The following is a 14,955-nucleotide window of genomic DNA, read 5'->3' as shown; positions in this document are numbered from 1 at the left end:
CGCTCAGTCCGGCGGCAACCCCAGCTCGTCGGCGTCGGCGGTCAGGTAGCGGGTGACCGTCGGGGCGATCAGGGTGGCCACCTGGTCGGCCGGGAGGTCGGCCAGCGGCGGCACCTTCATCACATAGCGCAGCAGCGCGGTGCCCACCAGATTGGTGGCGGCCAGCATGGCCCGCAGCCGGGGGGCGGTTTCGGCGCCGAGCGCACCCGAGACCGCGGTGAGCACGTAGTTCTGCATGAACGTGCGGAAGGCGTCGTGCGCATCGGGGTTCGACGTCGCCGACTGCAGCATCGCGACCATGGTGGCGGCGCTCTCCGGCGCTTCCCAGATCTGCAGGTACTGGCGCACCAGCCGGTCCCCGATGGTGCCGTCGCCGTCGGACATCGCGGCCACCAGCGTCGTGGGATCGATGATCAGCCGGAGCGACTCGCGGAACAGGTCGGCCTTGGAGCCGAACAGGTACAGCACCATCGACGGGTCGACGTGGGCGTCGCGGGCGATGGCGCGCAGCGTCGTCTTCTCGTAGCCGTCGGCGGCGAAGCGGGCCTTGGCGGCGGCCAGCACCGCCTCCCGCGATACCGGTTCCCCTTGACGCCGGCCACGGCGTGCGGCCGTCTTCGCTGGTGAAGACATATCCGACAGTAACATTTCAATGAGTGTTGAAATGTTGCGAACACGGGGCTACGCTGCCAGACATCAATTCAACACCCATTGAAAAAGGGGTTCGTCATGGCAACTCAGTCCGTCCCCCGGCATGCCGGGGCAGCGGGGTATCGGCCATCGGCGGCGGGCCGCGCCGCGGGTCTGGTGCTCGTCCTCACCGCCGCACTGGCCGTCCTCGCCGTCGCGTTCGCCCTGCCGGCGGCGAAGTCCCGGCCGCACGACATCCCGATCGGGATCGCCGGACCCCAGGCCGCCACCGGCCAGGTCGCCCGCGCGCTGGAACAGCGGGCACCCGGCGCGTTCGACGTCACCTACTACCCCGGCGAGCAGGCGCTGCGCGAGGCGATCCGCGACCGGCAGGTCTACGGCGGTGTTTCGTTCGGGCCCGAGCCCACCGTGTTCACCGCGACGGGCGCCAGTCCGGTCGTCGCGCAGCTGCTCGGCCAGATCGGCGCCGGACTGGCCCAGCAGACCGGGCGTCCGCTGTCCACCGAGGACCTCGCCCCGCCGACGGCGCAGGATCCGCGCGGCGCCGGGCTGGCGGCCGCGGCCCTGCCGATCACCCTGGCCGGGATCCTGCCCGCCATCGCGTTGGTGCTGCTGGTCCCCGGCGCCCGCTGGACCGCCCTGACCGCCGCGGTCGGCTTCGCCGGCTTGATGGGCCTGACGGTGGCGCTGCTGCTGCGCTACGTGCTCGGGTCCATCGAGGACAACCTGTGGGGCGTCGCCGCCGGGCTGGCGCTGGGGGTGCTGGCCGCCCTGCTGGTGATGCTCGGGCTGGGCGCCTTGTTCGGGAAGGTGGGGTTGGCCATCGGCGCCGCGCTGGCATTGCTGGTCGGCAATCCGCTGTCCGGCTTGACGAGTGCCCCCGAGATGCTGCCCGGCGGCTGGGGCACGTTCGGCCAGTTGTTACCGCAGGGGGCGACCGCGACGCTGCTGCGGTCGACGGCGTACTTCGCCGGATCCGGTGCCGCCATGGCGATCGCCGTGCTCACCTGCTGGGCGGTGGCCGGACTGGTCCTCCTGCTCGCCGCGGGGCTGCGGAAGAGCTAACTACACTCGTCGCACGTGGGACTCGACGACCGCGACGCGCTGCACACGCTGCGCGCCGCGGTCGACGCGGACCTGGTCGGCCGGTTCTACACCCGCTGGTTCGCCGTCGACGCCACCGCGCGCGACCTCTTCCCGCCCGACCTGGCGCACCAGCGGCACAACTTCGCGCACGCGCTGAGCTGGTTGCTCACCGAACTGATCGCCCAGCGCGCCGACGAACCGGTGGCCTTCCTCGCCCAACTGGGCCGCGATCACCGCAAGTACGGCGTGATCGGCGCTCACTACGACACCCTCGGCACCGCCCTGCTGGCCACCCTGCGCAGCGAGCTGCGCGACCGCTGGGACGACCGGGTCGCCGAGGCCGCCGGGGACACCGTGGCGCTGCTGGTCGGTGTCATGCGCGGCGCCGCCGACGCCGACGGCGGGCTGCCGTACCACGACGGCACCGTCATCGACCACATCCGCGCCACCCGCGATGTCTCGATCGTCCGGCTGCAGCTGGACCAACCGCTGAACTATCACCCGGGCCAGTACGTGTCGGTGCAGGTGCCGCAGTGGCCGCGCCGCTGGCGATACCTGTCGCCGTCCATCCCCGCCGACCCGGGCGGCGCCATCGAATTCCACGTCCGCTCGGTCACGGGCGGCATGGTGAGCACCGCGATCATCGGCGAGACCAGGCCGGGCGACCGGTGGCGGCTGTCCAATCCGCACGGCGCCCTGCACGTCGACCGTGACGGCGGCGACGTGCTGATGGTGGCCGGCAGCACCGGCCTTGCGCCGTTGCGCACCCTGGTCATGGATCTGTGCCGCTACGGGGTGAATCCGCGGGTGCACCTGTTCTTCGGCGGCCGGTTCCCCTGCGACCTCTACGACCTGCGCACGCTGTGGGAGATCGCCTCGACCAATCCGTGGCTGTCGGTCACCCCGGTGTCCGAGTTCGCCACCGACCCGCCGTGGGCCACCGATTATCCCGACGTGCAACCGCCGCGCGGGCTGCACGTCCGCCAGAACGGGCTGTTGCCCGACGTGGTGACCCGCTACGGCGGCTGGGGCGACCGGCAGATCCTGATCTGCGGCGGCCCGGATATGGTGGCCGCGACCAAGGCGGCGCTGATCGCCAAAGGTGCTCCACCCGAACGTATCCAGCACGATCCGCTGTACTGAGAGAGGATGCACCGGTGTCAGAGCACATCACCCTGCACGATCCGTCATCCGCGCTGACCGCCACCTTCGTGCCCGGCGCCGGCATGATCGGCACCTCGCTGGCCGAGGACGGCACCGAATATCTGGGCCAGCGCCGCGGCCTGGACGCCTACGTGACCGACGGCAAGACGATGGGCATCCCGCTGCTGTACCCGTGGGCGAATCGGTTGAGCGCCAACACCTATGACGTCGACGGCGCGGTGGTGACGCTGACCGCGGGGGCCGGCGGGGTGCGCGCCGACCCGAACGGGCTGCCCATCCACGGCGTGCTGGCTGCCTACCCGGGCTGGCTGGTCACCGCGCGCACCGACAATCGGCTCACGGCCACCCTGGACTTCGGCGGTAACCCGCGGCTGCTGGCCGCCTTCCCGTTCCCACACCTGCTGACCCAGGATGTCACCCTGGCCGACCGCACACTGACCGTGGCCACCACGGTCACCCCGACGACGGCTGCAGCCGTGCCCCTGTGCTTCGGGTACCACCCGTACCTGCAGATCCCCGGCGTACCACGGGCCGAGTGGGTGCTGGAAATCCCTGCGCTGCACCGGTTGCCGACCGACGAGCGCGGTATCCCCACCGGCGAGCGGCAGGAGTGGCCGGCCGCGGCGGAGCCGCTCGGCGACCGGGTGCTCGACGACGGTTTCACCGGCGTGGCCGACGGCGCGGTGTTCGCGTTGTCCGGCGGCGGCCGCCGCATCGAGGTGACCTATGAGCAGGGGTATCCGGCCGCGCAGCTGTTCGCGCCCGCGGGCGACGATCTGGTGGCGATCGAACCGATGGCCGCCACCACCGACGCGCTGCGCCGCGGCGACCATGCCGTCGCGGCCGGCGGTCCGGTCACCGCCCGTTTTTCGATCCGGGTCAGCTGACCGCCGCGGCCAGGTGCACCAGGCCGGAGGCCACCGCGTACCGGGGCCCGTGGATGCCGTCGATGTTGGCCCGGCCCACCACCGTGGCGCTGCCCGCGGCCCGCAGCGCCTCGCCGACGGTGCGGATCAGCTCGTCGTCCAGTGCGCCACCGCCGGCCAGCACCAGCACCGCAGGCATCCGCTCGAACACCTTGAGGCACCGGACGATATTCGAGGCCACCGTCGCCTCCTTGACCGCCAGCCGCAGACTGCGCCACTCCTCGGCGGCCAGCGTGCGGGAGAACGGCACCAGGCCCGCGCTGCCCCGGGTGCACAACCGGCCGATGGCATCGGCGGTGGCCGGCGTGTCCAGGAACACCCGGCGGCCGTCCTCCTCGTGGGCCAGGTGCGGCCCCTCGACGCGCAGCGCCGGGCTGCGCTTGACGCGTTCGGCCAGCGCCCGCGGGATGTTGAGCACCCGGGCCACCGCCGAGGTGATGGTCTCCCCCGCCCCCGCGGCGGTCACCGTGCGGTCCGGCCCGATCAGATCGACCGTGCCGCCGCCGATGTCACACACGACGACATCGGCGGGCAGGCCGGGCGTGGTGAGCGCCCCGCTGGCGGCCGCGGCGGGTTCGGCCGCCAGGGTCTGCGCCGGCCGGCCGGTCAGCTCGGTCATCGTCTCGGCGGCGTCGGCCACGTGGTCGGCGGCCAGCAGCGCGACGACGGCACCGCGGGTCTCGGCCACCCCGCGGCGCAGCCAGGCCCCGTCGTCGATGGCGGCCAGGTCGGTGAAATAGGCGTCGTCGACGGCGATACCGTCCTCGGCGGATTTCAGCGACCGTAACCGGACCCGCACCGCGGTGCCGGGCGCTTCGGCGCGCAGCAGTGGATAGGCCTGCTCGGGGGCGAAGCGCACGGTCTGCCCGGCGATCCGGCAGTCGACGTAATCGTCGTCGGTCGCGGGCGGTTCCGGTGCCCGGGTGCGCCGGGTCACCGCGATGGCCGGAGCGTCGGCCAGCTCTCTGGTGAACTCGGCGACCCAGGGCAGCTCGGCAGGGTCGATCTGCAGGGCGGCGGCCAGCGCGATGGGGTCGGCCAGCGACCGGTAGGCCCGGCCCTCCTGCACCACCTCGACGGCGACCAGCACGCCGGGTTCCAGCAGCTGGGTGTCGGCCTCGTCCACCACCGGCACCCGGATGGGGATCCGATTGGCGATCAGCACCGCGTCATCCTCGGCGGCCAACACGCCGGCGATGCTCCATCCGGCGGCCACGGCCGCCGAAATGCACTGGGCCGCATCCTCGTAGTCGATGTCCGGCCCGACGGAGACCACCACCGGGTGCGGTGCGGCCGGGCCGGTCAGCGCGTGCACCGGCACATGCCGGCCGACGCCGTAGCCGGTGCCCGCCGGGGTGCTGGCATCGGGCCGGCGCAGGCTGATCACCGGGGACCGGGGCGAGGCGGCCGGTGGCAGCGGCGCGGTCGCGGTGTCCACCGGGCGGATCGCCGAGAGCACCACCCGCTCGGCGGTGACGCCGGCCTGCACCTCGAGGCGGGTCAGCAGGGCGGCCGCGCCCTCCAGGGAATCCCGGGATCCCTTGCGGCCACGGGTCGGGGCCTGGCCGTGCGCGACCGGTTCGGCGCGGCCGCCGTGCAGCCGGGCCAGCACGATCTCGGTGGTGTGGTTGCCGACGTCGATGCCGGCAATGAACTCCCCCGTCGCTTCGCTCGCCCCGGCGACAATGGTGACCGGTGGGGTCACCGCAACAGGCCTCGCCGGGCGTACACCGCGGCGGCCTGCGCGACCAATTCGGCGCACCGCACGGCGCCGCGATTCTGCAGCGACACCCTCAGTTCCTCCAGTTCCGCGGCGGTCGAGCGGTGCGGCCGCAGCGCCTCGTACAGCGCCATCACCTCTTCGCCGTCGATGAGCGCCAATTCGGCTGCGCGCAGGAAGTTCTCGGCCAGCTGCGGGTTGCCGTGCTCCTCGGCGACGACGGCCTGGTGCGCCAGGGTGGCCGGGTCCATCCGCAGATCCGCCAGGCCCAGCCGGCCCTCGACGGCGGCGGCCACGGTGAATTCACTGGTCATGCTCGTCGCACCGCCACGGTCACCGGCGCGGCGCCGGGCTCGCTGGCGTCGCGCTCCAGGGCCACCAGCGCGACGGCCCGGGCGTGGTAACGCGCCGAGATGGATTCATCGGTGCCTCCGGTGAGGATCGGGACGGGTGCCATGCCCTTGGCGTGCCGGGCGGCGTTGCGGCCGAGTTCACGGTAGTTGCGGGCGGTGAGCAGCGGGGCCACGCTGAACAGTTCAAGGTTGGCCAGCGGCGCCAGGTCACGGCGGTGGATCAGCGCGGTGCCCTTGCCCTGCAGGCCGATTCCGATGCCGGAGCCGGACAGTTTGGCCGCGGTCAAGCCGATCAGCCCGACGTCGATGGTGGAGCGCACCCGCACGAACCGGGGCACGCAGCCCTCCTCCTCCAACCCGGCGGTGATCTGCCGGATCGCCTCGCCGACGGTCAGCCCGCACAGGGTCAGCCAGACGGTGCGGCCCAGCGCGGGCGAGAGCCCGATGCACACCTCGCGCGGGTTGGCGCCCTGGCGGGCCTCCTCGACTTCGGTGACCACCAGGTGGCCAGCGTACTCGGCCTGGTCGGCGGTGAGTTCGGCGGCGGTGCGGGCCTGCCGGATATCGTCGATCTCGGCACGGCGCGCGTCGGTGAGCGCGTAACCCGTTCCCGGGCCGCGGTAGTCGTTGGGATCGGTGATCTTGGACAGCACCCGCATCTGCTCGTCGAAGATGGCCGAGGTCTGCAACTGGTCCCCGCGCAACCGCTCGGCGGTCAGCGCCATGATGGCCTCGGCCTCCGGCGCGTAACCGGTGCGGTGCAGCGCGGCGACCACGTCGAACACCGTCAGTTGGCGGGCCTCGATGGCCGCGGCGGCCTCGGCGACGGCCTTCGGGTCACCCGGCGGCATGTCGCGCGAATCGTTGGCGACGACGGCGGCCTCGACGCGGTCGTCGTCGTAGTCGGCCAGGCCGAGATCGCGGTACACCGCCTGCACCGCGGTCGCGGCGCGCCGGCGGACCCGGGCCAGGTGTTCTTGGCTGACGGTGCGCAGGCCACCGTCGGCACCCCAGTCCCGTTGCAGCACAAGGAAGTCGTCCATGTCGTCGGCGTTGAAGTTGGACAGCGCGAACGCGTTGTCGTACCGCGGGATGGAGCCGAAACCGGAGAAGATGAAGTCGGCCCCGCCCAGCAGCACCGGCAGGGTGTGTGCGCTGCGCCGGACATCGGATTCGGAGATCAGGTTGTCGTTGCCCGCGCAGGATTCCAGGTCGCGCATCATCACCATGAGGTTCTCGGCGAGCAGTTCCTTCATCCCCTCGGGCACCGAGGACACCACGCCGACGCCGTCGATGCCGCCGTTCTGCACGCCCTGGGAGCCCAGCGCCCTGGCCAGCGACACGCAGCGGGATTCGAGGTAGAGGATGGAGCACTTCTCGGCCGCGCCCATCAGCACCTCGGCGCCGCCGCCGCTGGTGACTCGCATCTTCAGGCCGCGCGAGGCGTAGGCGGAGGTGAGGATGGCTTTCGAGAACGGGGTGTCGTCGCCGTCGGTGAAGACCTGTTCGGTGCCGTAGATGGAGATGGTCTCGGCGTAGCTGGTCAGCCCGCGCAGCCCGAGCCGCAGTTCCAGCGCCTCCTCGATGGAGCACTGCGCCATGGCGCCGGGCACGCCGACCTGGGAGCCGATCAGCAGGGCCACCGCGTTCGACGGGGCGTCGCCGAGCACCGGGACCGTCGTCTCCACCTCGCGGAAACCGTAGGCCACCGCGCTGGCCGCGTCGGCGGCGATGAGCAGCGGGTCGTCCAGCTGGTTGGTGACGTGGGCCTGGTTGCTCGGGGTGCGGCGGGCGCGCATCTTGGTCATCGCGACCTGCATCTCGGCCGGCGTGAGCACCGCGACGACGCGGGCCAGCTTGGCCGGCGTGGTGCCGCCGATCAGCCGCACCACCTCGGCTCGTGGCACGTTGATGTCGACCGTCATCCGGGCCAGGGTGACATCGTCGAGCGCCATGGCCTCCTCGGCGGTGGCCAGGTCGATGCCGTACAGCGCGATGAATTCGTCGATCACGTCGAAGGACTCGGCGGATTTGCCGTCCAACTCGACGACCTTGCCGTCCCGGACCACCAGCGAGGGCTCTGGATCGAACGGGCTGTGCATGGCGGCCAGCCCGAGTTCGGGCGCGGCGACGCTGAACCCGTCGAGGTTGACGGGTTTGGCGTCGAGCACACGAAAACGGCCCAGTTCTGGGGAGGATTCGGCCATGTACCAAATCCTGCCCTGACTGGACCGTTTTCGTAAAGGGTTAGTCCATTTGTTGGGTGAACCCAACCAAAAGACCGGTCAGCGAACGCGTTTGCCGTGCGGTTGCCACAGCACCACCGCGGTGCTCGGCTTGCGCACCCGTTCCAGTTCGGCGGTCAGCTCGGCGATCCGGGCCTGCAACGCCTCCACCTGGTTGGTCAGCTCGATGATCCGTTTGATCCCGGCCAGGTTGACGCCCTCGTCCTGGGACAGCCGCTGGACCTCCCGCAGCAGATCGACATCGTGCTGCGAGTAGCGGCGGCCGCCCCCGGAGGTGCGCTGCGGGCTGACCAAACCGAGCCGGTCGTAGGTGCGCAGGGTCTGCGCGTGCATGCCGGCCAGCTCGGCGGCCACCGAGATCAGGAACGTGCGGGCGTCGTCTTTCTTACTCACAGGTTGCCCGCCCATCCCGCCCGCGGATCGAAGCCACTGGCCCGCTCCGCCTTGGCGTACGCCTCCAGCGCCTCGGCCGCCTCCCCTTCCAGGCTCGGCGGCACCGCCACCTTCACCGTCACCAGCAGGTCGCCGTGACCACCGGAACGCTTCGGCACACCGCGGCCCCGCACCCGCAGGATGCGGCCGTCCGAGGTGCCCTTGGGCACCCGCACTCCCACCTTGCCTTCCAGCGTCGGGATGGAAAGTGTTGTGCCCAAGGCCAGCTCATGGAAGCTGACCGGAACGGTGACCGTCAGGTCGTCGCCGTCGCGGCCGAAGACCTTGTCCGGCCGGACGTGCACGGTGACATACAGGTCGCCCGACGGGGCGCCGCGCAACCCGGCCTCACCCTGACCGGCCAGCCGGATGCGCTGGCCGTCCTCGACGCCCGGAGGGATCCGGACGTTGATGGTGCGGGTCCGGGTGGTCACGCCGGTGCCCTTGCACTCGTCACACGGGTGCTCGATGATCGACCCGCTGCCGCGGCACTCGGTGCACGGTTCGGAGAACCCGAACGCGCCCTGGTTGCGGTTGATCACCCCGGCGCCGTTGCAGTTGGGGCACACCTTCGGGCTGGTGCCCGGGCGCGCCCCGCTGCCATGGCAGTTCGTGCACGGGGCCGGGCTGGTGAGCCGCAACGGCATCGCCACGCCCTTGGTGGCCTCCATGAACGACAGTTCGGTCTCGGTCTCCAGATCGTTGCCCCGGCGGGGCCGGCTCGGCCTGGGCTGCTGTGCGCCCCGGCCGAACAGGCCACCGAACAGGTCGCCGATATTGGCACCACCGGCCTGGCCGGCCTGGTCGAACAGGTCGCCGAGGTTGAACTCGGCACCGTCGGAGCTGAAGCCACCGCCGCCATACGGACTTCCACCACCGCCACCGAAGCGCCGGCCGAATCCGCCGTTGGCGAAGAGCCGACGGGTCTCGTCGTACTCCTTGCGCTTGGCGTCGTCGGTCAGCACCTCTTTGGCCTCGGAAGCCGCCTTGTAGCGGTCCTCGGCGGCGCTGTTACCGGGATTCCGGTCCGGATGGTTCTCGGCGAGAATCTTGCGCGCGGCGCGCTTGATCTCGTCCTTGGTGGCGCCGGAGGAGACGCCGAGCTCCTTGTAGAAGTCTTTCTCGACCCATTCACGCTGGGCCATGCGTCACCTCCTCTCCGGTGCTAGTTCTCTGATTCTGCGGGTTGTTCTTCGCCGGGCGCTGCATTGACGGCCTCCTCGACCGTGTCGACCACCCCGACCATCGCGTGGCGCACCACCTGATCGCCGACCTTGTAGCCCTGCCGCATCACGGTGCCGATCACCGGATTCGATCCGTCGCCATCGTGCTGCACGGCCTCGTGCAGCGCCGGGTCGAACGGGTCACCCTCGGCGCCGAAGGCCGAAAGCCCCAGTCCCTCAAGGGTGTTGACCAGCTTCTCGGCGACCGCCTTGAGCGGCCCGGATTCCAGGTCGCCATGGCTGCGGGCCCGGTCCAGGTCGTCGAGCACACCCAGCAATTGGGTGATCACGGCGACCTTGGCGCGCTCGGCGCTGACCTGCTGGTCGCGCATGGCGCGCTTGCGGTAGTTGGCGAACTCGGCCTGCACGCGCTGCAGATCGGCGGTCAACTCGGCGATTTTCTGATCGCTCGCCCCGGCGGTCTCGGCGGGCGCCGAGCCCTCAGGATTGTCCTGAGGGGTCGGCTCCTGCTCGCGGATTTCGCCGGTGACCGGGTCGATGCGCCGTTTGTCGGTGATGGTCACCGGCTCGTGCGAATCGTCCTGACTCACTTGCGCTCCTGATCCTCGTCGACGACCTCGGCGTCCACCACGTTGTCGTCGGCGGACGACCCACCGGACTCACCACCGGCGGACTGTTCGGCCTGGGTGGCCTCGTAGATGGCCTGGCCCAGGGCCTGGCTCTCGGTGCCCAGCTTCTCCATCGCCGTCTTGATGGCGGCAATATCGGTGCCGGCCAGGGCCGTCTTGGCCTCGGCGATCGCGGCGTCCACCTTGGTCAAGGTGTCCTCGGGAACCTTGGATCCACCCTCGGCCTCACGCTGGTCCTTGACGAACTTCTCCGTCTGGTACACCAGCGACTCGGCCTGGTTGCGGACGTCGGCCTCCTCGCGGCGCTTGCGGTCCTCCTCGGCGTGCGCCTCGGCGTCCTTGATCATCCGGTCGATCTCTTCCTTGGACAGGCCCGAGCCTTCCTGGATGCGGATCGTGTTCTCCTTGCCGGTGCCCTTGTCCTTGGCGGTGACGTGCACGATGCCGTTGGCATCGATGTCGAAGGTGACCTCGATCTGCGGGACACCGCGCGGGGCCGGCGGGATACCGGTCAGCTCGAAGGAGCCGAGCAGCTTGTTGTGCGAGGCGATCTCGCGCTCACCCTGGAACACCTGGATCTGCACCGACGGCTGGTTGTCGTCGGCCGTGGTGAAGGTCTCCGACCGCTTGGTGGGGATGGTGGTGTTGCGCTCGATGAGCTTGGTCATCACGCCACCCTTGGTCTCGATGCCCAGGGACAGCGGGGTGACGTCAAGCAGCAGAACGTCTTTCACCTCACCCTTGAGCACGCCGGCCTGCAGGGCGGCGCCCACGGCCACCACCTCGTCGGGGTTGACGCCCTTGTTGGGCTCCTTGCCGCCGGTCAGTTCCTTGACCAGATCGGTCACCGCGGGCATGCGGGTGGAACCACCGACCAGCACGACGTGGTCGATCTCCGAAACCGAGATGCCGGCGTCCTTGATGACCGACTGGAACGGCTTGCGGGTGCGGTCCAGCAGGTCCTGGGTGATGCGCTGGAACTCCGAGCGGGTCAGCTGCTCGTCGAGGAACAGCGGGTTCTTGTCGGCGTCGACGGTGATGTAAGGCAGATTGATCGAGGTGCTCTGCGAGGAGCTGAGTTCGATCTTGGCCTTCTCGGCGGCTTCACGCAGCCGCTGCATGGCCATCTTGTCCTTGGTCAGGTCGATGCCGCTGGTGCCCTTGAACTTCTCCACCAGCCAGTCGACGATCCGGTCGTCCCAGTCGTCGCCACCGAGGTGGTTGTCACCGGAGGTGGCGCGGACCTCGACGACGCCGTCGCCGATCTCCAGCAGCGAGACGTCGAACGTGCCGCCACCGAGGTCGAAGACCAGGATGGTCTGTTCCTTCTCGCCCTTGTCCAGGCCGTACGCCAGGGCGGCCGCCGTGGGCTCGTTGACGATGCGCAGCACGTTGAGGCCGGCGATCTGGCCGGCATCCTTGGTGGCCTGACGCTGGGCGTCGTTGAAGTACGCCGGGACCGTGATCACGGCGTCGGTGATGTCCTCGCCCAGGTAGGCCTCCGCGTCCCGCTTCAGCTTCTGCAGGATGCGGGCGCTGATCTCCTGGGGGGTGTAGTCCTTGCCGTCGATCGCGACGGTCCAGTCGGTGCCGATGTGCCGCTTCACCGACCGGATGGTCCGGTCGACGTTGGTCACCGCCTGGTTCTTGGCGGGCTGACCGACCAGCACCTCGCCGTTGCGCGCGAACGCGACGACCGACGGGGTGGTCCGGGAGCCCTCGGAGTTGGCGACGACGACGGGGTCGCCACCCTCCAGCACTGCGACGACGGAGTTGGTGGTCCCGAGGTCGATACCGACCGCACGAGCCATAGTGGTTGCCTCCTGATTGGCTTGAAAGGATCTGAGTGAACCTCGCTCAAGCCTGCACCTGTCGGCGGTCGCCTGTCAAGCCAGAGTTGAGTCTGATGCACTCAAGTTGTCGATCAGGTCAACGGGGCAGTCCACGATTTTGTTCCCGCGCCCGAGCCAGGGGGCCGGGACACCGGGCAAGGGTGCCGCGCGCTCAGGCGGCCAGCGAGATGTCGACGCCCAGCATGTCGCCGACGGCGTGCGCGGCGGCCCAGTCGCCCTCGCACACCGCCCGGGCCAGGTCGTCGACCAACGGGGTCTGCACGCCGAGCTCGGCCAGCCAGTCCGACACCGTCGGGACGATCTCGTCCGAGTGCACCAGGCGGCAGCGGCCGTCGTGCAGACGATCGCGGACTTCGTACACCGCCGCTCGCCGCTTGCGCATGGCCCGCATCCCTTCTGGCTCGGTGTCGATTCTCGTTGCGCTTCTACTGATACGACGTATCGACACCCGCTCACGGATCGGTATTCCTGGGAAATTTTTCGCCGTTCCCGATTTCTGTCGTTCTTCTCGGGGAGGCCGGTGCTGACTACCCGAACTGGACCAGCTGCCGGGCCGTCCAGCCGGGGGTGACACCGGGGGCGTGCAGCAGATACGCGGCCCGCTGCTCGGCGGTGCAACCGAACGTCTCAGCCAGGCCGGCCAGCACGGTGCGAAGGTAGGGCGCCGACGGTGTCCGCGGTTCCAGGGCCCGCAACGACGTCAGGGTGAACATCGGCAACCCGTCCAGATCCCCCACGTGCAGCAGCGTCTCGTACACCCCGGACGGCAGCGCCCACCCGTGGCCGACCCGCTCGCCGGGCACCAGGGCGCTGCCCACCGGATGCCGGATCTCCTGGGCGACGACGTCGAGGAGTTGACCGAAGCTCAGCGTGTAGGCGCGCGCGGCCAGTTGCCCGGCGGCGGCGGGATCGTAGAAGGCCATCCCGCCACCCCACACCGTCGAGCGGCCCGCGAACACCAGCCGGCCCGGCAGCACGGTTGCGACCCTGCGGGCCGGCGGCGTCCGGTCGCGGCAGCCCGCGTAGGTGCGGCGCGCACCCACCGGGCGGCCGCCGGCGAGATAGCAGTGGAATCGCGCCGCGCACATATTGGATCCGTAGGCGACGTACCAGACGGGATCACGGATCCCGGGTCTCGGCATCAACCGACGAGTATTCCTTCTTCGCGGGCCGCCGTCGCCTCCGCGATCAGGACCGACTGCGCCTGCTCGTACACCCGCCGCGCCTCCTCGGGGCTGTCACCGACGGCGGTCAGCCCCACCCGTCCACATTCGGTGAGACAGCTGATCATGTGGAAAACGACTCCCGTACATCGTGATTGGTCGAAGTGCAGGCCGTGATTCATCGTGATGTCGAACAGGTCGGCGACCGTCAGCGCCTTCAATCGGTCGTCTTCCAGATGATCGGTGGCCACCAGGTACTTCGGCGCCCCCGCCGGGGTGCGGTACATTCCGTCGGCGCCGCCGTAACTGCCGTCGGTGAGGAACTGCAGGGTCAGGAACGGGTGGGTGGTGCCCCCTTTGCGCAGGTTCAGTTCGATGGCGTACGGGGTCCATTCACCGTTGTCGTCCTGCACCACGACGTAGTCCACCGCGAACCGGCCGAGCACCCCGAGCCCGGCCAGATGCCGACCGATCACCATCGCGGACTCGGCGATGGCCGCGGCATAGGCGGAGTCGGCCGGGAACACGCAACCGAGGTAGCGCTGGCCGCTCTTGCCGCCGAGCAGTTGATCGTGGGTGGACAGCAGTTCCACGGTGCCGTCCGGAAGCGCGCGCATCTGCACGCTGGGGCTGGTCAGTTCCCGGCCGGTGATCCGTTCCTCGACGATGCCGCCGTGCCGGGCGAACGCCTCCAGATAGACACCGAGAGCCAGGTTCTCGGCCTCCAGCCGCATCGCCAGCACCCGTTCGGCGATGATCGCCGCCTCCTCGGGCGACCCGCAGGCGGGCAACTCCCGCAAGTCGACCACGGCGTTGCCCTGCCCGGAGACGCCCTCGTTCAGTTTCACGATCGCCTCGGTCAGCGACGGGCGCCGCGCCCGCATCGCCTGGATCCCGGCGACGATGTCGTCGACCGAGCGCAGGTCCTCGGCGCCGACCGGGCAGGGCACCCCGAGTTCTTCGAACATCCGCCGGCAGCCCGTCTTGCCACCGAGGTGACCGAAGCGGGGATCCGAACCGTACATCGGAATACCCAGGGACAGTGCGACATCCCGTTCCAGCGCGGTCGTGTTGTACGGGACCAGGTGACTGCGGCGGTGGTTCGGGATGAGCGCCCGGATCTCGCGCAGCAGCCGCGGCCGGGCCAACAGTTTCGCGCTGAGCGGTTCGGGGGACGCATCGCCGACCGCCACCAGGGTGAGCCGGGCCCGCGCATGGCTGGGGATCACGCCGGGGAGCAGCCCGAGGTAGTACTCCACGATCGATTCCGACACCGGCTGGGAGGTCACGTAGATCATCCGCAGTTGCGGTTGGCGCAGCAGCAGGAGCAGGAACAACGCCCGTTCCTCCATGGCGGCCATGATGGTTCCGCTGCGGGTGGTGGTGCCCTCGGTGCTGATCGAGGGCACCACCACCACCGATTCGTCGGCGAACCCGAGCCGCATCGACTCCCACACCGTGGGCATGGTTCCTTGCAGCTCGTCGAAGGTCCGGTAGCGCTCCGCGTCGTCAAGCAGGGCCAGCGGTCGGGTAGGGGTTTCGGTCATG

The 14,955-nt window shown here is 70.2% G+C and carries 14 protein-coding genes; 3 read left to right on the top strand and 11 right to left on the bottom strand.

Features of this window, described 5'->3' with window-relative positions:
- Positions 1 to 3: 3 nt before the first annotated feature.
- Positions 4 to 633: a TetR/AcrR family transcriptional regulator gene (locus BN977_RS20200; protein ID WP_024454577.1), complete on the bottom strand. Its 630-nt coding sequence runs from the start codon at positions 631 to 633 to the stop codon at positions 4 to 6.
- A 96-nt stretch (positions 634 to 729) separates the two neighbouring features.
- Between BN977_RS20200 and BN977_RS20195 the strand changes: the two genes are divergently transcribed.
- Genes BN977_RS20195 through BN977_RS20185 form a run of 3 tightly spaced genes read left to right on the top strand, consistent with a single transcriptional unit; the run spans position 730 to position 3,788 of the window.
- Complete coding sequence (locus BN977_RS20195; protein WP_036400974.1) at positions 730 to 1,716, top strand: membrane protein; 987 nt, start codon at positions 730 to 732, stop codon at positions 1,714 to 1,716.
- A gap of 15 nt (positions 1,717 to 1,731) precedes the next feature.
- A complete protein-coding gene (locus tag BN977_RS20190) occupies positions 1,732 to 2,880 on the top strand; it encodes an FAD-binding oxidoreductase (protein WP_036400972.1) in 1,149 nt (382 codons plus the stop codon).
- Between the two features lie 14 nt (positions 2,881 to 2,894).
- Positions 2,895 to 3,788 (top strand): aldose 1-epimerase, encoded by an 894-nt coding sequence (locus BN977_RS20185; RefSeq protein ID WP_036400969.1) that lies wholly within the window; start codon positions 2,895 to 2,897, stop codon positions 3,786 to 3,788.
- Here BN977_RS20185 and BN977_RS20180 read toward each other — a convergent pair.
- The 10 genes from BN977_RS20180 to BN977_RS20135 form a co-directional block, all read right to left on the bottom strand.
- A complete protein-coding gene (locus BN977_RS20180; RefSeq protein ID WP_234709647.1) occupies positions 3,781 to 5,532 on the bottom strand; it encodes a diol dehydratase reactivase ATPase-like domain-containing protein in 1,752 nt (583 codons plus the stop codon). The two genes, BN977_RS20185 and BN977_RS20180, sit on opposite strands and share 8 nt — an antisense overlap.
- Complete coding sequence (locus BN977_RS20175; RefSeq protein ID WP_036400967.1) at positions 5,529 to 5,861, bottom strand: diol dehydratase small subunit; 333 nt, start codon at positions 5,859 to 5,861, stop codon at positions 5,529 to 5,531. Before BN977_RS20175 ends, BN977_RS20180 begins: the two co-directional genes overlap by 4 nt.
- Positions 5,858 to 8,107: a propanediol/glycerol family dehydratase large subunit gene (locus BN977_RS20170; RefSeq protein WP_036400965.1), complete on the bottom strand. Its 2,250-nt coding sequence runs from the start codon at positions 8,105 to 8,107 to the stop codon at positions 5,858 to 5,860. The genes BN977_RS20175 and BN977_RS20170 overlap by 4 nt, the downstream gene beginning before the upstream one ends.
- A gap of 78 nt (positions 8,108 to 8,185) precedes the next feature.
- The gene (locus BN977_RS20165) at positions 8,186 to 8,554 is read right to left on the bottom strand and encodes a heat shock protein transcriptional repressor HspR (protein ID WP_036400957.1); all 369 of its coding nucleotides are present in this window, start codon (positions 8,552 to 8,554) and stop codon (positions 8,186 to 8,188) included.
- Positions 8,536 to 9,723 carry a molecular chaperone DnaJ gene (dnaJ, locus tag BN977_RS20160; RefSeq protein WP_024454571.1) on the bottom strand — a complete coding sequence of 396 codons (1,188 nt, stop codon included), beginning with the start codon at positions 9,721 to 9,723 and terminating at the stop codon, positions 8,536 to 8,538. The genes BN977_RS20165 and dnaJ overlap by 19 nt, the downstream gene beginning before the upstream one ends.
- A gap of 20 nt (positions 9,724 to 9,743) precedes the next feature.
- The gene (gene grpE, locus BN977_RS20155; RefSeq protein ID WP_024454570.1) at positions 9,744 to 10,352 is read right to left on the bottom strand and encodes a nucleotide exchange factor GrpE; all 609 of its coding nucleotides are present in this window, start codon (positions 10,350 to 10,352) and stop codon (positions 9,744 to 9,746) included.
- Positions 10,349 to 12,202: a molecular chaperone DnaK gene (gene dnaK / locus BN977_RS20150; protein WP_024454569.1), complete on the bottom strand. Its 1,854-nt coding sequence runs from the start codon at positions 12,200 to 12,202 to the stop codon at positions 10,349 to 10,351. The genes grpE and dnaK overlap by 4 nt, the downstream gene beginning before the upstream one ends.
- Before the next feature lie 193 nt (positions 12,203 to 12,395).
- A complete protein-coding gene (locus BN977_RS20145) occupies positions 12,396 to 12,626 on the bottom strand; it encodes an Rv2628 protein family (RefSeq protein WP_227456388.1) in 231 nt (76 codons plus the stop codon).
- Positions 12,627 to 12,771: 145 nt separating this feature from the next.
- Positions 12,772 to 13,386 (bottom strand): hypothetical protein, encoded by a 615-nt coding sequence (locus BN977_RS20140; protein WP_036400952.1) that lies wholly within the window; start codon positions 13,384 to 13,386, stop codon positions 12,772 to 12,774.
- The gene (locus BN977_RS20135) at positions 13,386 to 14,954 is read right to left on the bottom strand and encodes a peptide ligase PGM1-related protein (RefSeq protein ID WP_036400949.1); all 1,569 of its coding nucleotides are present in this window, start codon (positions 14,952 to 14,954) and stop codon (positions 13,386 to 13,388) included. The genes BN977_RS20140 and BN977_RS20135 overlap by 1 nt, the downstream gene beginning before the upstream one ends.
- Between the last annotated feature and the right edge of the window lies 1 nt (position 14,955).

Source organism: Mycolicibacterium cosmeticum (genome assembly GCF_000613185.1).
Taxonomy (GTDB): Bacteria; Actinomycetota; Actinomycetes; order Mycobacteriales; family Mycobacteriaceae; genus Mycobacterium; species Mycobacterium cosmeticum.
The sequence above is the reverse complement of the archived record's forward strand: the minus strand, read 5'-3'. Positions and strand labels throughout refer to the sequence as shown.